Genomic DNA, 24,839 nt, shown 5'->3' on the forward strand with positions numbered 1-24,839 from the left:
TTTGAGGCCGTCTGAAAAAATTTTCAGACGGCCTCAAATGTTTTTGTAATCCGCATGCCAATAACTAGGTTGAGACCTTTGCAAAACCCTCAGATGTGGATGCAGTTCAAAGCGTAGCAGCACAGCGAGTGCAGACATATCATATAGATAGGCAAACGAGCGAGCAGCGCACAACGCAGAAATGCGCCGAAGATGGGGGTTTTGCAAAGGTCTCAGGTTGATAAATTTGAAAAGTGGATTTGAAAGTTATCGGATTTGTTCGGAATTTAAAGCTCCATTTGAAAAATATATTGAAATAGAATTTACATGGATAAATTGCGAGTGTTAATATGCTTAAAAATAATATTTAATTGATAAATATTAACAGAAATAGTCAACTACATTACGCAAGGAAGATTATAGATGCATTCTCACAGCCCTAAAGCATACATGCGCCGCCGGCTTTTTTCGCGTTGTATCATCGCAGCACTTGCCACACTTTCGGCGCAGGCATCTGCTAACACTTCGTTTTCAGGGCAGTCATCCGCTACGGAATTTCACTCTTCCCCCATCCTTGCCACCGGTGCCAGCTTTCCCCCTAATATCCTGCTTGCCCTTTCAGTAGAATTCCCCACCGCAGGCTCGGCTTATCAGGCTTCTTTGGCGGCGGGCAACACTCCTTTAATCAACAAAAACGAATTTGATGCCAATGAATACATCGGCTATTTCGATCCCCAAAAGTGCTATAGCTATACTGGCAATCCCGATATTCCCGATGATGAAAACGGATATTTCACACCCGACCGCCAAGCCGACAGCCGTGGTTACTGCGGCGGTAATCTTTTCAGCGGCAAAGCGTTAAACTGGATGACGATGACTACCATCGACATCTTCCGCCAAGCAATGACCGGAGGCAACCGTGCCAGAGGCGGCACGGTAGGTACTTCTTCCAAACAATCCAACTACACTGACGCCGATACATTGAATTTCACAGCGCTGAGACGTGCCAATGTCGTGTCAAACCAAAACGGAATATATGGTTTAAGAGCGCGTTATTTGGAAAATGATGCTCTGATCAGCAACATTTTGCCGTCATATGTTGTCAGTGCCATTGACAAGCCCTCTAAAGAATTCACGATAAAGAACAACTCAGTCAATAAAAATGTTATTCAAATCAATAACAATGGTTTTAAATTGAGAATCGGCGGCAACGGTTTGGATAGAAATAATAATCCTATAGCTTCCAAAGGCAAGGCAGTAAAAACCTACAATGTGGTGGTTCAGGTATGTAAACCGGGTTTGGAAGAAAAAAACTGCCGCGTTTATACCGATTCTCGCGGTAGAACCTCACTCAAGCCTACCGGGGTGATGCAGGAAAAAATCGAAGCCGCCCGTTTTGGCGTGTTCGGTTATGCCAATATTAACGGTAACAATATTGACGGCGGCGTTTTACGTTCACGGATGAAATTTCTGCGCGGAGAAACCACGCACAACAACATCGTTTTAGGTAATGAAGTCAATGAAGACGGTACTTTCAACGTAAACCCTGATCAAAGCGACGCCCAAAACACCAATGTAACCAACAGCGGCGTGATCAACTATCTCAACAAATTCGGCGATGCCGGCAAATACAAAGTCCAAGATCCGGCGGGTGAACTTTACTATGCCGGTTTACGTTATTTGAGAAACAAAGGCAATTACCGCCCGTGGACAAATTGGTTGAACACCAATTCAACATTGAAAAACAATGAAGCTGTTGATGAGAATAAAAGAAACGTTGCCATCGACGGTTTTCCGGTAATTACCGATTGGAACGATCCGCTTTTAAGCAAAGGCAATGTAATTGACGACAAACAAGTGGTTTGCCGACCCAATTACATAATGTATATCGGCGATACATTTACTCATAGTGACAATGACGTACCCAATTTCATCTACAACAACCACGCGCCGACAGACGACAATGAAATCAATACATTGGGGTCTCTTAGAGCTTTAGCGAATCAGGAAAACAATCCGTTTGATGCCGGCACAAGCATGCTGGGCGCTTATAACTTAAAAGAAGCAGCGGCTTCCTATGGCTCGATTGCAGGTTTGGCTTACTGGGCGCGTACAAACGATATCCGCAGCGATGTCAAAGGTAACCAATACATACAGTCAATCATGATTGACGTATTGGAATACAACAACCATCATATCCACAACGGCAAAAACTATAATACTTTTTACTGGGCTGCCAAGTATGGCGGTTTCCGCAGCAATAAAGCCGAACGGGAAGGTGCCGTACCTACCTTGACCACACAAGATAGCGACCGTATCCGTTGGACTAACGATGCCCGAGGCACGACATCTATCGGCGCTTTTTCAGACGGCGTTCCACGGAATTACGCCGCTGCCAACTCTCCCCAATCGCTGATTGAAGCCATCAATAAGGCATTCAACAATGTGGAAGCGCTTTCCGACACACCTTCACAAACTTCGTTGGCTGTGGAGCAAACTAAGGATGGCATTGTAGATTTAACCACTGCACATTCCCCTCTGTTTTTACAATCTTCGTATCGGAAAAACGATCACGGTTGGCAAGGTGATGTCATTGCCTACACCATGAGTGCCGACTCCCGACCGGGTTCGCCCGATTTTTCCAAGCAATGGCAGTTAAGCACATTGCTCAAGCGCAGCAGTGCCGACAGCCGTCGAGTGTTTACCCTCAACGGTAACAGTATCGACAGCCTCGCCAATACCGCACAAGGAGCAGGTGCCGCAACTTTGTTTGGTTTGCAAGGCAATGAGGGATATACGCCCGTTAATTTGAAAGATTATGTTTTAGGTAAGAGCGATAAGGAAAAAACCACAACCAACCCGGCAGGCGTTTTCCGCCCCCGTCCCGACGACGGCTTGCTTGGTACGGTGGTTAACTCCTCAGTTGCCATTTTGCCCCCGCCTGTTTCTGAAAATGTAGGCAGTTGCCGGTACGATAATTTTTCCTCTCTCAAAACACGCAAAACCGTTTATGCCTTCGCTGCCAATGATGGCATGTTGCATGTGATAGACAATACAGGAAGTGAAAAGCTTGCCTATATTCCTTCTACCGCATTGCCAAAATTGAAAGAATATGCCGATCCGCAAGGTACGCACAGCTTTTTGAACGACGGCACGCCCGTGGTGCAGGAAGTGTGCACATCAGGGGCAGGTAAAACTGCCAAATCCGTGATTATCGGCACAACCGGCCGCGGCGGAGAGGCTGTTTACGCCATTGATGCCACTCAACTTGGCACGGGACACTCTGCGAATGCGGGCAATATTTTGTGGGAATTCAACAAAACCCACGATGAAGACTTGGGGCTGACCGTACATGCTCCTGTGCCTGTACAAGTCAAAAAAGGCAGCGACAGCATTGCCGCCGTCGTAGTTAGCGGCGGTTACAATGCTAAAAATGACAGAGGCCATATTTTTATCCTGCAAACCGACAAAAGCGGATCATGGATTCAAAACGGTAATTACTGGAAAATCCCCTTGGGTAAATCCGGCGTAGGTGCGCCCCGAGCCATTGATACCGACAGCGACGGCAATATAGACCGTATTTATGTAGGCGACCAAGCAGGTAAACTTTACCGTATTGACCAAACCGCCGGTGGCAGTTGGACAGTCAAAACCTTATTTAACGGCAGCCAGCCCATTACCGGTGCGCCCGATGTCCATTTTTCAGGCGGCCGCTATACCGTAGTTTTCAATACAGGCCAATATTTCAAACCCACCGACGGCACCAAGCCCGGTTTGCAAAATTATGCCTACGGATTGTTTGATACCGATGGCAGTACCATTGCCGAAAGCAGCTTGGTTCAGCAGCAGATTAAAACGGAGCAATCAGTGGCTTCCGTTGGCCAGCGCACTTATCTTAGTGCCACCCAAAATGCCGCCAATAACAAAGGGTGGCGCCTGCAACTGCCTGTAAGCTATATCGGCATTGACGATGCCTTTGTACGCCGTGGACGCACTGCTCAGTTTTTCGTTTTTTCAGTAAACGACAACAGCAAAATCAATACGGCAAATGCTGCCAATATTTGCGCCAATAATTCGGGCAAATCCGCCTTGATAGAAGTAGATTTGCGTAACGGCGGCCTTTACAAAAAGCCCGTTTTCGATACCGACCGCGACGGTTTGTTCAATACAAACGATACGCTTGCAGCCATGTCGGTAAACGAAAACTCATTGTCGCTCAAACGCAAAAATATCACCATAAACAACGGTATTTCAAAAGCCTACGATAGTGCCATTTCACATGGCGATAGCAATCAAACTGCTGACGAGGAACGCTTAAACCGCTTTCAAAATAAAGTCAGCCGTATCAGTTGGCGCGAAATTTTCTAAGCAGCATACAGAACAGGCCGTCTGAAAATTTTCAGACGGCCTTAAATACACGTTCATTCAAGTCAACTTCGGAGGGCGCTTCGCGTACAACGTATCGATATTGCACACCCGATCGTATACATATGCATCATATCCAAGCACTTAAGGCCGTCTGAAAATTTTTCAGACGGCCTTAAGTGTGTTTGTTATTCCGTACGACACTATCCAAACCGCCCAACTCAAAAAAGCTGAACTTAATATGATTATTACTGGATTTATTATTTAAACTTCATTTGTAAAATATATTGAAACAGAATTTACATGCATAAATTTAGAATGTTAATATCCAAAAAAAATATTTAATCGACAAACATCAGTAGGAATCAGCAGTACAGATACTTTGCCGCTACCTGTCCACATTTGTACTTAAAAGCCACCCGGCAGCTTCTGTATAAGCTTGAAAATGTAAAAAATACTTATTGTTTATTTTAATAAAATCAAAACACTAAATCGAATACTAAGAAAGAAAACGCATGAAACTCTCTGCACGGAAAAGGCTTTTCTCCGTTAAACCGTCTCATTGGGCGGTTGCATGTGCTTTGGCCTGCCCACCGGCTTTCGGCGCAGTCGAAGGCGCATATCCTGCCGTTCCATTGTCAATGACCGGCGGAAAGTCGCAAATCAAGCCTAATGTTTTACTGTTTGTCGATACGTCCGGCAGTATGAGATTTAATATTAAAACAGGGAAAGAAGACCTTCCGGCAGGGCACGAGGATACAAGGGGTGAGGTTGCGAAAGCTGCGGCTATCGAGGCCATTGAAAATAATCCCCATCTCCGTTGGGGATTGGCAACTTTTCCGGGTGGAGTGCATGGTGCCAAAATTGTTAAACCAATCCAAGATCCGACGTCAGGTCATATTACGGATTTAAAAAAAACTATCCAAAACTTGGAATGGGGTGGTCCGACACCGACAACTTCGTCTTATTATGAATTAGTCCGTTATTATTTAGGATTACCGCTTTACCATGATTCGAATAAGGAATTGAATCAAAGTAAAAATTATCAATCGCCTATCGAGTACCGATGTCAAAAAAACCTTTTGGTTTACATATCGGATGGCGAGCCGGACGGCTACAACCGGCAAGGTTACCATTTCAACAGTAGATTTGTCCGTGATGCAAGGGGCGGTAGTTTCTTAAAATTTACCGATTATTTAGAGCAGGATCCTTTGTTTGGCCCCCGCGCTACCAATCAATGGGAGGAATGGCGGAGTGAGGCCAATAATAGCTCCTGTACAAAAGAAGACAAGGGTGGTTCAAAAAATTATGAGCCTGCAGGCGAGTGTAGAAAGGTATCAACACGGAATTGTGCTAGAGATAATACCTGTCACATGTACAGTGAATACGGTATTGCGAGTTTTGCAGGTATTGCCCACCAAAAAGACTTGATAAGCAGCAAAAATGATAAAGAAGGCGTATCGTTTGACGATCCTAAATTCAGCAAGCAGACCATCGATACTTATACTATCGGCTTAGGTTTGGATATTCCGGTGTTGAAAAATACCGCTTCCGTAGGTGGTGGCGAGTATTTCTCTGCATTTTCGCGCAGTGCGCTCAAAGATGCCTTAAATAAAATTGTGGCCAATGCCACCGTGGCATCCGTACCTTTTACCGGTGTTACGCCGAGTGTTTCGTCGCCGGCGTCAAACCGTCCGATTAATATGGCGGAAACCTTATCGTTGAATACTGAAGATTGGTCGAGTCAACTGCGTTTCTATCGGGTAAATGAAAAAACAGGCGCCATCAGCCCCAGCCAATATACTTTGCCTACATATGATTCAAATCAGTCTGTGAGTGTGATCAGTACGGCAAGCGGCCCGCGCTATCTGCGTACAGGTAACGGTGGTACGGTACGAGACCTTAATAACAGCACATTCGGCTTAACCGATGCCGACCCGAGCGCATGGCGCAAGCTGGCAAGCTGGCTGACCCGCGAAGGCACGGAGGATAATCCTGCTTGGGGTTACCGCGTACGCAACCACAGCAATCAAGACAACCAAAACCGCTACTTGGGCGATTCGTTGGGCAATTTGGTTGCGATGGGTGTGCAAGGCAACGAGCGCAAATATTTAGCGGTCGGCTCCAACGACGGTATGGTGCATATCTTCAAAAAGCAGGATGGTAATACAGCTGCCAATGCTTATACCGACGTATTCCAATATATTCCCGGCATGGCCAAGCAAGGGCAAAAAACGGTTAATACCCGTTTGGTAGAAACGGCTCAAAAAGATTATGGCGGTGCGAAGCATGTTAATTTGGTTAACGGCCAAATCAGTTGGTACGAAACCTATGCGTCAAGTAAAGACCGCACGCGTGTCTTTATGACAGGCACGCTTGGCGAAGGCGGTAGAGCGGCCTATGCGTTGAATATCGCCGGTAAAACCAATGGCGGTCATGTGGTAGGTTTGGATGCGGATAGTCCTTCATGGTTGAAAGGCTCGGGAACCGGCGGCGGCACTTCCGGCCAGGCCGATTATTTCGGCGTGCCTTTGTGGGATACTTCTTCCGCCCAAATAGGTAAGGCTCATCAAGCAGATGCTGAAATCGGCCACTTGTTTGGCGAGCCGTTTAACGGACGTTTGGCACGCAAGGGCAGCACGGCCGCCAAAGCCGCTTCCTATACAGGCAAAGACGATATTTTCTATGCAACCGTATTGGGCAGCGGCTTTAATCCGCCTTCAAACGGCAGCGATAGGAACGGCAATCCCACTTATCCCGCACCATCGGTTTATGTATTGGACAGCTTAGGCTTGGAAGCAGGCAAAACAGAGCCTAATAGCGTTAACAGCAATAGCGAACCCGGCAAAATCATCAAGCGCATCAGTGTAGGTAATTTGAGCAAAGCTGATAACGTGAAAACCAATGCACCGCGCGGCCTGACTGCTGTAACCGGATTGGATATCGACGACGACGGTGTGTTTGACGTAGGCTATGCAGGCGATCAAAACGGCAACGTGTACCGCTTCGATTTCCGTGCCGAATCTTCCAAATGGAATGCCGAAATCATTTTCAAAGGCAATGAATCGCAGCCTATTACCGCCGCGCCGGAAGTGTACCGCAATCCGAAAAGCAAACGCGTTACCGTATTGTTTGGCACGGGTAGCGAGCTGTATGCCAGCGATTTGCAGGACAACAGCGTGCAGCGGCTGTATGGCATTCAAGATGCCTTAACCGATAAAGAAGATGTAGGCGACGAAGTAACACCGCTCACACCTTCGAGCACAGAGCTTGTCCGCCGCAACTTTATCCAAGCTACGGTAAACGGCAAAACCATCCGCACTTTGAATGAAGATAGCCGAGGCCGTCTAACAAGCGGGCAGCGCGGCTGGTTTATGGAATTAAAAGGCGCGGCAACGGCTAACGGCGAACGCGTGGTTGATAAACCCGGTTTGGGCGGCAGCAGAAGCAAAGGCGGCACGGTTATCTTCAGCACAACCGTTTTCCAGCCGCCCGTCCAAGAAGTACAACAAAGCTGTACGGCAACCGGTGCAACCCAAACTTCGGGTTTCATCATGACCTTGGATGCCGAATCAGGCAGCCGTCCGGTGGCTTTGCGCATCATGAGAGACAACTTAGACCACATCGGCGAATACCGCGCCGGCAGCTTGGCTTCGATCAAAGTTCAGTCCGGCGGCTTTGAGCGCAGCATCTTCGGCGGCTCGTCAAGCGGCAGAGCCACCGAACTCGGCGCACCGGTAGCAGAGCGCAGAACAAGCTGCGAAGCGCCGGTAGGCAGCAGCGAAACCGGTGTGGAGGTGTTGAAATTCTATTGCCCGAAAACCTCAGTGAAACGTATCGCATGGCGCGAGGTTTTCTAAAAGCTGCCCAATTGTAAGAGCAACAGGCCGTCTGAAAATATTTCAGACGGCCTCTTAAGTTTTTCATCCCGGCATATACCCAATCATCAATAAACAAAGCAATCGCCAAGCTTGGATGCCCTTGAAAGAAACAGAGGCAGAAAGCCCGAGACCTTTGCCAAACCCTCATCTGTAGCGCATTTCTGCGTTGTGCGCTGCTCGCTCGTTTGCCTATCTTATAGATATGTCTGCACTCGCTGTACTGCTACCCCTTGAACTGCACTTACATTTGAGGGTTTTGCAAAAGTCTCAGCCCGATAATTCCTCCCGCTTTTATCCTACTCGTAAGAATACCGCCCCAGCTTTTTCAGACGGCCTCAACCCTTTTCCCGTTTGCTACAATACGCATCTTCAAGATTCACACCACAAGGCCGTCTGAAATGACCAAACCCGCCGTTTCCCCGATGATGCAGCAATATCTCGACATCAAAGCGCACCACACCGACAAGCTGGTGTTTTACCGCATGGGCGACTTTTACGAGCTGTTTCTCAACGACGCAGTGGAAGCGGCCAAGCTGCTCGACATCACACTGACCACGCGCGGGCAGATGAACGGCGAGCCGATCAAGATGGCGGGCGTGCCGTTTCATGCCGCCGAACAGTATCTGGCGCGGCTGGTGAAAATGGGCAAAAGCGTGGCGATTTGCGAGCAAACCGGCGAAGTGGGCGCAGGCAAAGGGCCGGTGGAGCGCAAAGTGGTGCGCATCGTTACCCCCGGCACGCTCACCGACAGCGCGTTTCTCGAAGACAAAGAAACCAACCGCATCGTAGCCGTGTGTGCCGACAAAAAGCACATCGGCTTGGCGTGGGCATCGCTGCAAAGCGGCGAATTCAAAGTCAAACTCACCACCGCCGACAAACTGCCCGACGAACTTGCCCGCTTGCAGGCCGCCGAAATTCTGCTGCCCGACGGTAAAAACGCACCGCCGCTTCAGGCGGCCAATATCACGCGGCTGAACCATTGGCAGTTTGCCGCCGATACCGCCGCCAAGCTGCTGACCGATTATTTCGGCAGCCAAGATTTGCTCGGTTTCGGCTTGAATTTGGACGACCATGCCGCCGCCATCGGTGCCGCCGGCGCACTGCTCAACTATATCCGCCTCACCCAAAACCATTTGCCGCAGCATCTCGACGGACTCTCGCTCGAAACCGAAAACCAATATATCGGCATGGATGCCGCTACCCGCCGCAATCTGGAAATCACCCAAACGCTCACCGGCAAAAAATCGCCGACGCTGTTTTCCGTGCTCGACGACTGCGCCACCCATATGGGCAGCCGTCTGCTGGCTTTGTGGCTGCACCATCCGCTGCGCAACCGCGCCCATATTCAGGCGCGTCAGCAGGCGGTGTTGGAACTGCAAAACCATTATGCAGACCTGCAAGGCCATCTGAAAAACATTGCCGACATCGAACGCATCGCCGCCCGCATCGCTGTGGGCAACGCCCGCCCGCGCGATTTGGCCGCATTGCGCGACAGCCTGTTTGTTTTGGCCGAAACCGAACTGCCCACCGGCGGCAGCAGTTTGCTGCAAACCCTGCAAAACGTGTTCCCCGAAACCCTGCCGATTGCCGAAAAACTGCAAGCCGCGATTCTGCCCGAACCCTCGGTTTGGCTGCGCGACGGCGGCGTGATCAACGAAGGCTTCCACGCCGGATTGGACGAACTGCGCCATATCCAAAACCACGGCGACGAATTTTTGCTCGCCCTCGAAGCCCGCGAACGCGAGCGCACCGGCTTATCTACCTTAAAAGTAGAGTTCAACCGCGTGCACGGTTTTTATATCGAACTTTCCAAAGTACAGGCCGAACAAGCACCGGCCGATTACCAACGCCGCCAAACGCTGAAAAACGCCGAGCGTTTTATCACACCTGAACTCAAAACCTTTGAAGACAAAGTGTTGACTGCGCAAGAGCAGGCGTTGGCATTGGAAAAACAGCTTTACGAAACCCTGCTGAAAGAACTTCAGACGGCCTTACCGCAGCTGCAAAAAGCCGCCAAAGCCGCCGCCTCGCTGGACGTGTTGTCCACCTTTGCCAAACACAGCGAAGAGCGCGGTTACGTTTGCCCCGAGTTTGCCGATTACCCCTTAATCGAAATCGACAACGGCCGCCATCCCGTCGTCGAACAGCAAGTGCGCCACTTCACCGCCAACCACACCGCCCTCGACCACAAACACCGCCTGATGCTGCTCACCGGCCCCAATATGGGCGGTAAGTCCACCTACATGCGCCAAGTGGCCTTGATTGTGCTGCTGGCACACACCGGCGCGTTCGTGCCTGCCGACGCAGCCAAAATCGGCCCTATCGACCGGATTTTCACCCGTATCGGCGCGTCCGACGATTTGGCCGGCAACCGCTCGACCTTCATGGTGGAAATGAGCGAAACCGCCTACATTCTGCACCACGCCACCGAACAATCGCTGGTGTTGATGGACGAAGTCGGCCGCGGCACCTCCACCTTCGACGGCCTCGCTCTCGCGCAAGCCATCGCCGAACATCTGATTCAGAAAAACAAATCGTTCAGCCTGTTTGCCACCCATTATTTCGAGCTGACCCGCCTGCCCGAAGCCCATGCCACCGCCGTGAACATGCACTTGTCGGCATTGGAAGAAGGGCAGGACATCGTGTTCCTGCACCACATCGAACCCGGCCCCGCCAGCAAAAGCTACGGAATCGCCGTCGCCAAACTCGCCGGCCTGCCCGCCCGCGCGTTGAAGTCCGCCCACAAGCATTTGAACGAACTCGAAGCCCAAGCCGCCGCCAACCGCCCGCAGATGGATATTTTCAATATGATGCCGTCTGAAAACGAAGATACGGCATGGGAGGAAAACGAAACGCCCCCCGAGCCGCCCGCCGCTCCCAATCCCGCGTTGGAAGCCTTGCAGGCGGTCAACCCCGACGAGCTGACCCCGCGCGAGGCCTTGGATTGGATATATAAATTGAAAGGAATGGCGGGGTAGAATGGATAGAGGCCGTCTGAAAACCGGATGGTCGTTATGTTGATAATGACCGAACAATGATTTAGTGTTCGACTGTATCAACAAGGAACTATTCATTTGAAACCCAGTCCTTTTATTGATAAAGCTTCTTAATAAGACTACCGCCGCTAAGTTGGCAGCCTGTGTGGTTTGGCTTTAAAACCTATGTATTCCCGGCTGTTTCCGGAGGTATCTGATATCTAGATTTCACGGCTCGTGACAAGGATTTTCATCATGAATTTGTCTTTCATTATTCCTATTTATAACGGTGGGAAGTTTATTGAAAACTTAGGCAGAAATATCAAAAATCTCTACGAAGCCATTGAAGGTGTGGAATTCGTTATTGTGAACGACGGTTCGACCGACGATACTTCTGAAAAACTGCATCATTTCCTGAATACACATCAAGAGTTAGCAGCCTGCTGCCGACTGATTGAGTGCGAAAACGGCGGAGTCAGCCGCGCACGCAATCAGGCTCTGGATCATGTCGTCGGCAGATATGTGATGTTTATGGATCACGATGACAATATCGATGCGGTCAAATTGGCCGGCTTGTTCAACAGCATATGTGTGCAAGACGCTGATGCTCTGCATTTCAACTGCCGCTATCCCGTTTCGAACCATAATCAAACGCTCGATACCGATAAATTCATGCTCGATTTCCCGTTTGTGTCTTATGTGTGGAGCTATATTTACAAGCGCAGCATTATTGAAAACAACCGCTTGCGCTTTACCGAAGGCATGAAATATCTTGAAGACGGGCTGTTTGTGCTGGCTTATCTGCTCCAAAGCAACAAAATCATGGTGAGCGACGAACAGGTTTACGATTATGTGGACAATCCCGATTCGGCCATGCGTGCGCAACGCAACAGAGCACAAAATCAAAAATTCCTCGATGATGTTGCTTTAGCAGTTAAAGGCTATACCAAGCTGGCAGAAAGCCGTCGTGATTCCGCCGTGTATAACCGCTTGAAAGAAATACGTGATTCGTTTTCGTTTATTTATATTGTCAACATGTTGAAGCTGAAAGTGGGCAAACAGGAATTTTTCAGCCGTTTGCAGGATGTGGACTACGACTTCAAAATGGCCAATTATCCGAGCAAATTCAATAACCGCATGCCGGTAAGAATGCTGTGCAGTTTGTTTAGAAACAAATCCCTGCTCAATTTGACTGTTGAAACCGGCGCGTTCAATCTCTTAAGAAAATTTGTATAGATTTTTCGCCCGTCAATTTTTAGAGGCCGTCTGAAATCAGTTTTCAGACGGCCTCTAATGTTTTCGCGCGGTTTAATAGAGCGGCACTCTTTTCAAACCAAATTCTGCGGACGACCTGCCACAAACCGATTGATGTTTTCCGTCAGAATATCAAACAGACGGTTGCGCGCCTCAATGCTGCCCCAAGCCATATGCGGCGTCACAATCAAATGAGGCAGGCGCGCTTTCAGAAGCGGGTTGCCGTTGCGGGGCGGTTCTTCGGTTAACACATCCACCCCTGCGCCGCCGAGCTGACCGTATTTCAGCGCAGCCACTAAAGCCGTTTCATCCACCAAACCGCCGCGCGCGCAGTTAATCAGCAGCGCGCCCGGTTTCATCTGTTGCAACTCCGCTTCCCCTATCATCCCCGCGGTTTCCTCGTTCAGTGGGCAATGCAGCGACACCGCATCGGCGCAACGCAATGCTTCGTAAAACGGCAGATAGCCGTCGCGCACGAATTGCGCATTTTTGTGTTCCCCGAACACCACGTTCATCCCGAATGCCCGCGCGTAATCCGCCAGCTTCGTGCCGATACCGCCCCGCCCGAATATGGCCAGCGTTTTACCGTTCAAATCACGCATCGGTGCGCCGAAATGGCAGAAAAAAGACGATTGCTCCCAAATGCCCGCCGCCATATCGCGCTGATAAGCAGGTAGGTTACGCATCAAAGTAATCATCAGCATAAAAGCATGTTCGGCAACCGAATCATTGCCGTAATCACGAATATTGCACACAGATACTCCGGCAGTTTTGGCTGCGGCAACGTCCACATTATTGATACCCGTAGCCGATACCGCAATCAGCTTCAGTTGAGGGTTGTCGGCAATATGTTGCGCAGTAATCACCGTTTTATTCGTAACAACAATATCCGCCCCCTTGATACGGGCACCGACATCTTCATTTTCCGTATAAACATACTCTTGAAGTTCGTAGGCAAAATCAAACGCAAAAGGCCGCTCTACCAACGTACCCCGATCCAAGACGATTATTTTCAAAATAGACATGATTATCCTTTGCTATTGAAATTATACAAATGATAAAAAATAGCTAAATATGTATTGTCAGAATCAAATTCAAAACGAGTCTGCTTATCATTAAGATAGCAAAGATTACCATTTCAGACGGCCTCAAGCCATCAAACAAGGACACTACACAATGTTGAAAACCATTACCTTCGCCATTCTACACTTCGGCGTAGCATTCAGCGTGGCTTATATACTCACAGGCAGTATCGGCATTTCCGGCGCAGTAGCCCTTATCGAGCCGATTGCCAATACCTTCGTATTCTATTTCCACGAAAAAGCATGGAACCGCTATGAGCGTAAGAAAAACATCCGCTCCGAAGCCAGCCGCTTCCCGCTGCACCAATGCGTAGGCGCAGACAGATAACGAAGCAACACACGCCCCGCGCAATAAACAAGCAAAAGTTTTCCCCCAATCAACCCTGTGTTATTCTTTGCCTTCCCATACCAAACTCAAAAATGAAAGAAAAACATGAGCCTGATTATTGAAGACATCCAAACCGGCCACGGCAAAGAAGCCGAAAAAGGCAAAGAAATTACCGTACATTACACCGGTTGGCTGGAAGACGGCACCAAATTTGACTCCAGCCTCGACCGTCGCCAACCCCTAACCATCACCCTCGGGGTAGGCCAAGTCATCCAAGGCTGGGACGAAGGATTCGGCGGAATGAAAGAAGGCGGCAAACGCAAACTGACCATTCCTCCCGAAATGGGCTACGGCGCCCACGGAGCAGGCGGAGTCATCCCGCCCAATGCCACATTGATTTTCGAAGTTGAGTTGTTGAAAGTGTACGAATAACATTAGGCAGCGCCTAAAATGCCAAAGGCCGTCTGAAAAATTCTTTTTTCAGACGGCCTTAGAGTGTTTGGCGCATTTGGATTGAGGATGGTGCGTTGGTGTTTAGATTAAAAGTTCGCGGTATTGTGCAAGCGTTGGGTAAAGTTGTCTAAAATAATTTCCATAATAAACAGCGATATGTGATTTCCGTTGTAATTTTTTGCGTTGTGGTTATTGACGGGGGTGCGGGCGGGTGTGTATAGTTCGGTTTCTTCGCTGCTGACACAGCAGCAACCGTTCTTTAACAACACAGATTACCGATAAGTGTGAGTGTCTTTAGGCCTCACACTGCGACAAAAACAGAGAGACAAGATTATACATTGTCTGTCAGTTACTTTGAAGCAGACCAGAAGTTAAAAAGTTAGAGATTGAACATAAGAGTTTGATCCTGGCTCAGATTGAACGCTGGCGGCATGCTTTACACATGCAAGTCGGACGGCAGCACAGAGAAGCTTGCTTCTTGGGTGGCGAGTGGCGAACGGGTGAGTAATGCATCGGAACGTACCGAGTAGTGGGGGATAACTGTCCGAAAGGATGGCTAATACCGCATACGCTTTGAGAAGGAAAGCAGGGGCTCTTCGGACCTTGCGCTATTCGAGCGGCCGATGTCTGATTAGCTGGTTGGTGGGGTAAAGGCCTACCAAGGCGACGATCAGTAGCGGGTCTGAGAGGATGATCCGCCACACTGGGACTGAGACACGGCCCAGACTCCTACGGGAGGCAGCAGTGGGGAATTTTGGACAATGGGCGCAAGCCTGATCCAGCCATGCCGCGTGTCTGAAGAAGGCCTTCGGGTTGTAAAGGACTTTTGTCAGGGAAGAAAAGGTTGTGGTTAATACCCATGACTGATGACGGTACCTGAAGAATAAGCACCGGCTAACTACGTGCCAGCAGCCGCGGTAATACGTAGGGTGCGAGCGTTAATCGGAATTACTGGGCGTAAAGCGGGCGCAGACGGTTACTTAAGTCAGATGTGAAATCCCCGGGCTCAACCTGGGAACTGCGTTTGAAACTGGGTGACTAGAGTATGTCAGAGGGGGGTAGAATTCCACGTGTAGCAGTGAAATGCGTAGAGATGTGGAGGAATACCGATGGCGAAGGCAGCCCCCTGGGATAATACTGACGTTCATGCCCGAAAGCGTGGGTAGCAAACAGGATTAGATACCCTGGTAGTCCACGCCCTAAACGATGTCAATTAGCTGTTGGGCAACTTGATTGCTTAGTAGCGTAGCTAACGCGTGAAATTGACCGCCTGGGGAGTACGGTCGCAAGATTAAAACTCAAAGGAATTGACGGGGACCCGCACAAGCGGTGGATGATGTGGATTAATTCGATGCAACGCGAAGAACCTTACCTGGTCTTGACATGTACGGAATCCTCCAGAGACGGAGGAGTGCCTTCGGGAGCCGTAACACAGGTGCTGCATGGCTGTCGTCAGCTCGTGTCGTGAGATGTTGGGTTAAGTCCCGCAACGAGCGCAACCCTTGTCATTAGTTGCCATCATTTGGTTGGGCACTCTAATGAGACTGCCGGTGACAAGCCGGAGGAAGGTGGGGATGACGTCAAGTCCTCATGGCCCTTATGACCAGGGCTTCACACGTCATACAATGGTCGGTACAGAGGGTAGCCAAGCCGCGAGGTGGAGCCAATCCCACAAAACCGATCGTAGTCCGGATTGCACTCTGCAACTCGAGTGCATGAAGTCGGAATCGCTAGTAATCGCAGGTCAGCATACTGCGGTGAATACGTTCCCGGGTCTTGTACACACCGCCCGTCACACCATGGGAGTGGGGGATACCAGAAGTAGGTAGGGTAACCGCAAGGAGCCCGCTTACCACGGTATGCTTCATGACTGGGGTGAAGTCGTAACAAGGTAGCCGTAGGGGAACCTGCGGCTGGATCACCTCCTTTCTAGAGAAAAGAGGCTGAGAGGCACTCACACTTATCGGTAAACTGTGATATTAAAGATGCGTTTAAGCTTGAAGATGTGCTGCATGAATTACTTTTAAGCCGAGCATGACCGAAAAGGTTATTCGGATTAAGAAGGATGGTTGTTGGCATATTGGAAAGCAAAGAGACCTTGGGTTTGTAGCTCAGCTGGTTAGAGCACACGCTTGATAAGCGTGGGGTCGGAGGTTCAAGTCCTCCCAGACCCACCAGACATTCTCAAAGCAAGAGTAAGCAGTATCGATACTTGAGTAAGAGTATGGGGGCATAGCTCAGTTGGTAGAGCACCTGCTTTGCAAGCAGGGGGTCATCGGTTCGATCCCGTTTGCCTCCACCAAACATTTAAAGACTTTACAAATTAAAGTTAGCTGCTACAATGCGCAGCTCATTTTAATTTGCGAAGTTTGAGACAAAAGTTTGTTTCATGTAAAACGCATTGATCTTTAACAAATTGGAAAGCCGAAATCAACAAACAAAGACAATGTTGGCTTACTGTAACAGGTAAGCCGCAGTATTTGGGTGATGATTGTATCGACTGAACTGTGAAACACAAAAGGCACAGTTCGGTACACAACAAGCAGTAAGCTTTGTCAGAGTAAAGACTTCAAGTTGGGTAGGTAGTCAACGCCGAAACAACGAAGTCAGAGAGGTTCTTGAAATGATAGAGTCAAGTGAATAAGTGCATCAGGTGGATGCCTTGGCGATGATAGGCGACGAAGGACGTGTAAGCCTGCGAAAAGCATCGGGGAGCTGGCAATAAAGCTATGATCCGGTGATGTCCGAATGGGGAAACCCACCGTATTTTGTACGGTATCCTTATCTGAATACATAGGATAAGCGAAGCGAACCCGGAGAACTGAACCATCTAAGTACCCGGAGGAAAAGAAATCAACCGAGATTCCGTAAGTAGTGGCGAGCGAACGCGGAGGAGCCTGTATATGATAGCTGTTGAGATAGAAGAACAAGCTGGGAAGCTTGGCCATAGTGGGTGATAGCCCCGTATTCGAAATTTCATCAGTGGTACTAGGTATACGACAAGTAGGGCGGGACACGTGGAATCCTGTCTGAATATGGGGGGACCATCCTCCAAGGCTAAATACTCATCATCGACCGATAGTGAACCAGTACCGTGAGGGAAAGGCGAAAAGAACCCCGGGAGGGGAGTGAAATAGAACCTGAAACCTGATGCATACAAACAGTGGAAGCCTATTAATTGGGTGACTGCGTACCTTTTGTATAATGGGTCAACGACTTACATTCAGTAGCGAGCTTAACCGGATAGGGGAGGCGTAGGGAAACCGAGTCTTAATAGGGCGATGAGTTGCTGGGTGTAGACCCGAAACCGAGTGATCTATCCATGGCCAGGATGAAGGTGCCGTAACAGGTACTGGAGGTCCGAACCCACGCATGTTGCAAAATGCGGGGATGAGCTGTGGATAGGGGTGAAAGGCTAAACAAACTCGGAGATAGCTGGTTCTCCCCGAAAACTATTTAGGTAGTGCCTCATGTATCACTTCCGGGGGTAAAGCACTGTTATGGCTAGGGGGTCATTGCGACTTACCAACCCATGGCAAACTAAGAATACCGGAAAGTGCAATCATGGGAGACAGACAGCGGGTGCTAACGTCCGTTGTCGAGAGGGAAACAACCCAGACCGCCAGCTAAGGTCCCAAATGACAGATTAAGTGGTAAACGAAGTGGGAAGGCCCAGACAGCCAGGATGTTGGCTTAGAAGCAGCCATCATTTAAAGAAAGCGTAATAGCTCACTGGTCGAGTCGTCCTGCGCGGAAGATGTAACGGGGCTCAAATCTGTAACCGAAGCTGCGGATGCACCTAGTGCATGGTAGGGGAGCGTTCTGTAGGCCGATGAAGGTGACTTGAGAAGGTTGCTGGAGGTATCAGAAGTGCGAATGTTGACATGAGTAGCGATAAAGCGGGTGAAAAGCCCGCTCGCCGAAAGCCCAAGGTTTCCTACGCAACGTTCATCGGCGTAGGGTGAGTCGGCCCCTAAGGCGAGGCAGAAATGCGTAGTCGATGGGAAACGGGTTAATATTCCCGTACTTGATTCAAATGCGATGTGGGGACGGAGAAGGTTAGGTTAGCAAGCTGTTGGAATAGCTTGTTTAAGCCGGTAGGTGGAAGACTTAGGCAAATCCGGGTCTTTTAAACACCGAGAAGTGATGACGAGTGTCTACGGACATGAAGTAACCGATACCACGCTTCCAGGAAAAGCCACTAAGCTTCAGTTTGAATTGAACCGTACCGCAAACCGACACAGGTGGGCAGGATGAGAATTCTAAGGCGCTTGAGAGAACTCGGGAGAAGGAACTCGGCAAATTGATACCGTAACTTCGGGAGAAGGTATGCCCTTTGATGTGAAAGACTTGCTCTGTAAGCATTGGAGGGTCGCAGAGAATCGGTGGCTGCGACTGTTTATTAAAAACACAGCACTCTGCTAACACGAAAGTGGACGTATAGGGTGTGACGCCTGCCCGGTGCTGGAAGGTTAATTGAAGATGTGCAAGCATCGGATCGAAGCCCCAGTAAACGGCGGCCGTAACTATAACGGTCCTAAGGTAGCGAAATTCCTTGTCGGGTAAGTTCCGACCCGCACGAATGGCGTAACGATGGCCACACTGTCTCCTCCCGAGACTCAGCGAAGTTGAAATGGTTGTGAAGATGCAATCTCCCCGCTGCTAGACGGAAAGACCCCGTGAACCTTTACTGTAGCTTTGCATTGGACTTTGAAGTCACTTGTGTAGGATAGGTGGGAGGCTTAGAAGCAGAGACGCCAGTTTCTGTGGAGCCGTCCTTGAAATACCACCCTGGTGGCTTTGAGGTTCTAACCCAGGTCCGTGATCCGGATCGGGGACCGTGCATGGTAGGCAGTTTGACTGGGGCGGTCTCCTCCCAAAGAGTAACGGAGGAGTTCGAAGGTTACCTAGGTCCGGTCGGAAATCGGACTGATAGTGCAATGGCAAAAGGTAGCTTAACTGCGAGACCGACAAGTCGAGCAGGTGCGAAAGCAGGACATAGTGATCCGGTGGTTCTGTATGGAAGGGCCATCGCTCAACGGATAAAAGGTACTCCGGGGATAACAGGCTGATTCCGCCCAAGAGTTCATATCGACGGCGGAGTTTGGCACCTCGATGTCGGCTCATCACATCCTGGGGCTGTAGTCGGTCCCAAGGGTATGGCTGTTCGCCATTTAAAGTGGTACGTGAGCTGGGTTTAAAACGTCGTGAGACAGTTTGGTCCCTATCTGCAGTGGGCGTTGGAAGTTTGACGGGGGCTGCTCCTAGTACGAGAGGACCGGAGTGGACGAACCTCTGGTGTACCGGTTGTGACGCCAGTCGCATCGCCGGGTAGCTAAGTTCGGAAGAGATAAGCGCTGAAAGCATCTAAGCGCGAAACTCGCCTGAAGATGAGACTTCCCTTGCGGTTTAACCGCACTAAAGAGTCGTTCGAGACCAGGACGTTGATAGGTCGGGTGTGGAAGCGCAGCAATGCGTGGAGCTAACCGATACTAATTGCTCGTGAGGCTTGACTCTATCATTTGAAGGACTTTGGATAGTTTCTTTGAATAAGCTTACATCAGTCTTGTGAGGCTGATACACATCACCGTTGATTAAAGAATAAATAAGTGGAAGCGAGCTTCCATAACGGCTTACCGATTTGTACAGTTTACGTCTGGCGGCCATAGCGAGTTGGTCCCACGCCTTCCCATCCCGAACAGGACCGTGAAACGACTCAGCGCCGATGATAGTGTGGATACCCATGTGAAAGTAGGTCACTGCCAGACACTTATTTCGAACCCCCGATACTTGCGTATCGGGGGTTTTAGTATTTTGATTTGCCAAGACAGTTGAATATGGGTGTTTCAGAAGGTTGGTTTGCCGGTAGGTTTGTGCAGAATGGATACAGAAGAAGGTTGGTTGTAGCGGAGCAAAGAGAGCAGAGCTGTAATGGAAAGACGAGCTTGTTGTTGGGGAGAGACAATGTTCTCTATGTATATAGTAACTATAGTTAAAAGTATTTGAAGGGTGTTGGGAATCTGTTTATGATGGTTCGGACTGCCTGTGCGGGCAGTGTGAGGTATATTGCCTGTTGGTAGAGGCCGCAGGTATGACACGTTACGGAAAACCATCAAGAAGGATTTAGAAGATGAAGAAATATTTAGCGGGTGCGCTGGCTCTGTTGTGGTCGGCGGTATCGCTGGCGGCGGTGAATATCAATACGGCGACGGCGGAGGAATTGAAGGCGCTGCCGGGTATCGGTCCGTCGAAGGCGGCGGCGATTGTGGAGTACCGTCAGCACAACGGTCAGTTTAAGAGTGTTGACGATTTGAAGAATGTGAAGGGTATCGGCGAGGGTATTTTAGCCAAGCTGCGCGATGAAGCAACGGTGAGCGGTGGTAAGAAGCCGGCCAAAGCGGCGGTGCCGGCGCTGAAGGAGAAGGCTAAAGAGAAGCGCTGATTAATGCTGGGATTGCCGTCGTCGGTAGTTGATGCCGGTGACGGTTAAATAGACATAGGTAGCGGCCGGATGCGGGAGTGTCCGGCCGCTTCGTTTTGGGCGGGGGAAGAATGCCGGTGTCGGTTATGACAACGTTAAAAAAGTAACGGCAGAAGGACGACAGTGCTGGGGAAGGCGCTTGAAGCGAAGACAGGAAGCGGGAGGCCGTCTGAAACCCGCCGGAGCGTTGTGGCTGTGATGCCCATAACCGGAAAGCAGGTCGTAACGGCTATAAAGGAGGCGGGAATGATTCCATTCCTTAACTGACGTTACCAACATTCAATCTCCTACCGGCGGGAAAGAAAAACGGTAACGGCAGAAGGAATGGCCGCACTTTGCAGACACCTCAAAGCGTTACGGTTGCTTTACCTCCGCTTAACTACTTAGCAGCTGCCACTTCGGGGCGCACAACCACCACGCTGGAGCGTTGGGGCGTGAGCAGTTTGGCGGCGGCCTGTACATCGGCGGCGCTTACTTTTTGCAAACGGCGGCGGATTTCGGCTTCGTCGCTATATTTGAAACCGCGTGTTTCCAACTGGCCCAACAGCGATGCTTGGGAAGTCATGGAATCTTTGGCGTAGATTTCTGAAGCGGCGCTCAGGCGGTGTACCCTCTCCAGTTCGCTTTGGCTGATGCCGTTGTCGGCAATGTTTTTGATTTCGCTGCGGATGGATTCGAGCAGGGCTTTGTCGTCTGTTCCTTCGGCAGGCATGGCGACGATGCTGAACAGCGCCATGTTACGGCTGAACATATCGTAGTTGACGCCGATATCCAAGGCGAGCTGTTTGCCGCGCACGAGGTTTTTATCCAAGCGGCTCGACGAGTTGCCGCCGAGAATATCCGACAACACGTCTAAGGCATAAGGCAGCTTGTCGGTGGTTTTTTCCAGTTTGGGCACGCGGTAAGAAAGCGCGATAACAGGCTGGCGGGTAACGGCGGAAGTGGTTTCGGCCGAAACGGGCGCGCGTTCGGCGGTTTCATTGATGCGGTTGCGCGGCGGCAGGGTTTTGGCGGGGATGTTGCCGAACAGGTTTTCCGCCGTTTTCAAAGTCTGCTTGGCGTTCACGTCGCCCACAATCACCAGCGTGGCGTTGTTCGGCGCATACCATTGTTTGTACCATTGGCGCAAATCGTCGGCTTTGAGCGTGTGCAGGTCGTTCATGTAGCCGATTACCGGCGCGCGCAGGGCGGGAGTTCGATAGCTGTTGAGAAACACATGTTCCCATAGTTTTCCGAACGGGCTGTCGTCGGTGCGCTGGCGGCGTTCTTCGCGTATCACGTTCATTTCGTTGATAAATTCTTTATCGCTGAAATTCAGGTTTGCCATACGGTCGGCTTCCATTTTCAGCACTTCGGGCAGATTGGCGGCGGCCACGTTTTCGTAATACACGGTTTCGTAGCGGTTGGTGTAGGCATTGTTCTGCCCGCCCAAAGCCGACACGCGGCGGCTGAATTCGCCCGAAGGCACGGCGGGCGTGCCTTTAAACATCATGTGTTCCAGCGCATGGCTCAGGCCGGTTTTGCCTTCCTTTTCGTCGATACTGCCCACTTTATACCAAAGCTGCGACACCGCCACCGGCGCGCGGCGGTCTTCCTTTACAATCACTTTCAGGCCGTTGGGCAGCGTGCGGGAAAGCGTTTGCGCCCATGCGGGGGTGGTGGTGGCCAGCGCGGCCAGCAAAACAATACGGCGTAACATGAATCGTCCTCAAAATAAATATCGCCCGAAATAATAGCCCCTGCCCTTGCTTTAAACAAGCAGGCCGTCTGAAAATAAACTTTCAGGCAGCCCGATGCAGCCAAGCTCGCCATCAGCCGCCGCAAATACTGTATAATCGCGCTTGGCCGGAAAATACGCAGGCAGAAAAACATACACAGAACTTAAGGCTGTCTGAATTTCAGACGGCCTTTTTGTAAAATCAATGCAAGCAAACATTTCGGGAAAGCAGGCCGGTTGGTTTTTCAGGCGTATAAAATTGCTACACTTGCTGAACAGTTTAAATTAAGGAACAGCCATGCGCGAATATGAATTTGTTTTGGTCAACGTGTTTGCCGAAACCCACTTCGGCGGCAACCCTCTGGCTGTCTTTCCCCAAGCCGAAGGGCTGGACGACGAGACCATGCAGCAGATTGCCCGCCAATTTAATTTAAGTGAAACCGCGTTTGCTTTTCCTTCGGAATCCGCTGCCGCCGATCTGCGGATTTTCACACCCGCACACGAATTGCCGCTGGCCGGCCATCCCATACTCGGCAGCGCATCCGTGTTGCAGCAACAGCAAGGCCTGCCTGAAAACTTTGTACTCAACACCCGCGCCAAGCCTGTTTACCTAAGCGGCTCAAACAACACGATGACCCTGAAAATCAGCAGCTACACCTGCCGCCCTTCAAGCGCTTCCCGTGTCGAATTGGCCGAAGCAGCAGGCATTTGCGAGGCGCAAATCGCCGAACACGCTTACTGGCTGGATAGCGGTTCGCCGCAGCTTTTGCTGCAAGTTTATACCGCCGCCGCGCTGCAAAACGCCCGCATCGACTACGCCAAACTCAATGCCGTTTGCCGCGCAGATTCGGGGCGCACCATGATTTACCTGTGGCACGAACAAGGCGACACCGTTCAGGCGCGGATGTTTTACGCACAAAACGATACCATTTTAGAAGACAGCGGCACCGGTTCCGCTTGTGCCAATCTCGGAGCCTACTACCTTTCGCGCGGCACCTTTCCGCTTAGTCGCAGCGTTCGGCAAGGCGACCAAACCGGCCGCCCCAACCGCCTCAGTTTGCGCGTGGACGAATCTGAAAATATTTATGTAGGCGGGCGCGTGGTGGAAGTCGGACGCGGCGTATTCAAGCTGCCGCGTTAATCTGTAGAATATTTGACCGGCACTATATTTGCCATGCTTAAGGTTGGTTCTTTTAATTGTTCATTCAGATGTAGGTCGGATTCTTGAATCCGACAGAATGGGAAAATGTGCCGTAAGGAAAAATAGTTCAGACAGCCTTAAAGGGTTTGTCGGATACGAGTATCCGACCTACGGCTGCATCAGATGGGTTGCTTGTATTGCATGAAAGCCTTGTGTGTGGAAGCTGAGGCTCGGGAACTAAAGCCTAAAATTTGTGATGGCGGTCTTTTAGTATTCATATATCCAACATCTCATATCTGAACAATTTTTCAGACGGCCTTAACCAACAATCAGTAGGGTGTGTGCCAACGGCACGCACGCGGTTGTCGAGGTTTGCGGTACAAATAAAAAACGCGTACTTAAGATTGCCCTAATGTAGGTCGGATTCTTGAATCCGACAATTAGGACAATGCACTGCAAGGAAAAATGGTTCAGATGGCCTTAAATGGTTTGTCGGATACGAGTATCCGACCTACGCTTGCTTACCGGCACTATATGGCCATGTTTAAGGTTGGTTCTTTTAATTGTTCATTCAGATGTAGGCCGGATTCTTGAATCCGACAGAATAGTGATGTAAGGAAAATAGTTCAGACGGCCTTAAATGGTTTGTCGGATACGGGTATCCCGCCTACAGCTTGCTAGAAATAGGAAGATAAAATGATAAATATTTTATTGATAATCTTATGCTTATTAATTGCAGCATTAATGGGGTTATCGTTTTTAATTTCTATTGATAAAGCTTTTTTCGATTCCATCATTGTTGTAATTACTTTGATTGGTTTGATTTTAAATCATCTTAGTAGTGATGATAATTCTTGTATTAGGAAGTCAATGCAAAAGAGTGCAACATGCTTTGTGATGGTAATTGGTTCAATAATAGGGATATTAGGAGTAATATGGATAATTGTGTCTTTAATATCTATATTTATTTACCATAAAGAGGTGCCATATTTTCACTGGGTATTAGGATGTTTATCAGTAATCATTGGAAGCGTAGTTTGGTTAATGAAAGATAAACTAAAAAATTCAAAAGGCTTATCATTTGCAATTTATTTTTTATTCATTTTAGTTATTTATATCATATTCTTATTTAATGATACTGCCACTCAAAGTACACTCAATAATCTAAAGAGACTATTTTAAA

General features: G+C 49.6%; 12 protein-coding genes, 2 tRNA genes and 3 rRNA genes. 14 read left to right on the top strand and 3 right to left on the bottom strand.

Annotation, left to right across the window (positions count from 1 at the left end; all coding sequences use genetic code 11):
• Nucleotides 1–33: 33 nt before the first annotated feature.
• On the bottom strand, nt 34–222 hold the full coding sequence (locus CKV66_RS12420; RefSeq protein WP_231990531.1) for a lipoprotein signal peptidase: 189 nt from the start codon (nt 220–222) through the stop codon (nt 34–36).
• Nucleotides 223–402: 180 nt separating this feature from the next.
• Between CKV66_RS12420 and CKV66_RS01740 the strand changes: the two genes are divergently transcribed.
• The 4 genes from CKV66_RS01740 (at nt 403) to CKV66_RS01760 (ending at nt 12,436) form a co-directional block, all read left to right on the top strand.
• Complete coding sequence (locus CKV66_RS01740) at nt 403–4,347, top strand: pilus assembly protein (protein WP_085364329.1); 3,945 nt, start codon at nt 403–405, stop codon at nt 4,345–4,347.
• 1,370 nt (nt 4,348–5,717) lie between these two features.
• Complete coding sequence (locus tag CKV66_RS01745) at nt 5,718–8,204, top strand: pilus assembly protein (protein ID WP_158087796.1); 2,487 nt, start codon at nt 5,718–5,720, stop codon at nt 8,202–8,204.
• Nucleotides 8,205–8,623: 419 nt separating this feature from the next.
• Complete coding sequence (gene mutS / locus CKV66_RS01755) at nt 8,624–11,203, top strand: DNA mismatch repair protein MutS (protein ID WP_085364327.1); 2,580 nt, start codon at nt 8,624–8,626, stop codon at nt 11,201–11,203.
• Between the two features lie 252 nt (nt 11,204–11,455).
• The gene (locus tag CKV66_RS01760) at nt 11,456–12,436 is read left to right on the top strand and encodes a glycosyltransferase (RefSeq protein WP_085364326.1); all 981 of its coding nucleotides are present in this window, start codon (nt 11,456–11,458) and stop codon (nt 12,434–12,436) included.
• 92 nt (nt 12,437–12,528) lie between these two features.
• Here the strand turns inward: CKV66_RS01760 and CKV66_RS01765 are convergent, their stop codons facing one another.
• Entirely contained in the window at nt 12,529–13,479 is a 951-nt protein-coding gene (locus CKV66_RS01765; protein ID WP_085364325.1) for a D-2-hydroxyacid dehydrogenase, read from the bottom strand.
• 151 nt (nt 13,480–13,630) lie between these two features.
• Between CKV66_RS01765 and CKV66_RS01770 the strand changes: the two genes are divergently transcribed.
• The 8 genes from CKV66_RS01770 to CKV66_RS01810 all read left to right on the top strand — a co-directional run bounded on the left by CKV66_RS01770 (nt 13,631) and on the right by CKV66_RS01810 (nt 20,759).
• Nucleotides 13,631–13,864, top strand: coding sequence for a DUF2061 domain-containing protein (locus tag CKV66_RS01770; RefSeq protein WP_085364324.1), 234 nt, complete (start codon nt 13,631–13,633; stop codon nt 13,862–13,864).
• A gap of 105 nt (nt 13,865–13,969) precedes the next feature.
• Nucleotides 13,970–14,296, top strand: coding sequence for an FKBP-type peptidyl-prolyl cis-trans isomerase (locus CKV66_RS01775; RefSeq protein ID WP_085364323.1), 327 nt, complete (start codon nt 13,970–13,972; stop codon nt 14,294–14,296).
• A 409-nt stretch (nt 14,297–14,705) separates the two neighbouring features.
• Nucleotides 14,706–16,246: ribosomal RNA gene (locus CKV66_RS01785) — 16S ribosomal RNA — on the top strand.
• Nucleotides 16,247–16,417: 171 nt separating this feature from the next.
• Nucleotides 16,418–16,494, top strand: a tRNA-Ile gene (locus CKV66_RS01790).
• A 49-nt stretch (nt 16,495–16,543) separates the two neighbouring features.
• A tRNA-Ala gene (locus tag CKV66_RS01795) sits at nt 16,544–16,619 on the top strand.
• Nucleotides 16,620–16,947: 328 nt separating this feature from the next.
• Nucleotides 16,948–19,834, top strand: a 23S ribosomal RNA gene (locus CKV66_RS01800).
• Nucleotides 19,835–19,972: 138 nt separating this feature from the next.
• Nucleotides 19,973–20,085 (top strand): 5S ribosomal RNA (gene rrf / locus CKV66_RS01805).
• Together the 16S, 23S and 5S rRNA genes with 2 tRNA genes alongside form the textbook arrangement of a ribosomal RNA operon.
• 362 nt (nt 20,086–20,447) lie before the next feature.
• Nucleotides 20,448–20,759: a ComEA family DNA-binding protein gene (locus CKV66_RS01810; RefSeq protein ID WP_095197819.1), complete on the top strand. Its 312-nt coding sequence runs from the start codon at nt 20,448–20,450 to the stop codon at nt 20,757–20,759.
• 418 nt (nt 20,760–21,177) lie between these two features.
• On the opposite strand, the gene CKV66_RS01815 is transcribed toward CKV66_RS01810, so the two are convergent.
• The gene (locus CKV66_RS01815; protein ID WP_085363922.1) at nt 21,178–22,497 is read right to left on the bottom strand and encodes a M16 family metallopeptidase; all 1,320 of its coding nucleotides are present in this window, start codon (nt 22,495–22,497) and stop codon (nt 21,178–21,180) included.
• A 316-nt stretch (nt 22,498–22,813) separates the two neighbouring features.
• Between CKV66_RS01815 and CKV66_RS01820 the strand changes: the two genes are divergently transcribed.
• Together CKV66_RS01820 and CKV66_RS01825 are read left to right on the top strand one after the other, a co-directional pair.
• Nucleotides 22,814–23,656, top strand: a complete 843-nt coding sequence (locus CKV66_RS01820; RefSeq protein ID WP_085363923.1) for a PhzF family phenazine biosynthesis protein — start codon at nt 22,814–22,816, stop codon at nt 23,654–23,656.
• Between the two features lie 696 nt (nt 23,657–24,352).
• The gene (locus CKV66_RS01825) at nt 24,353–24,838 is read left to right on the top strand and encodes a hypothetical protein (protein ID WP_085363924.1); all 486 of its coding nucleotides are present in this window, start codon (nt 24,353–24,355) and stop codon (nt 24,836–24,838) included.
• The last annotated feature ends 1 nt before the right edge of the window (nt 24,839 follow it).

The sequence above is a fragment of the Neisseria zoodegmatis genome (genome assembly GCF_900187305.1).
GTDB lineage: Bacteria > Pseudomonadota > Gammaproteobacteria > Burkholderiales > Neisseriaceae > Neisseria > Neisseria zoodegmatis.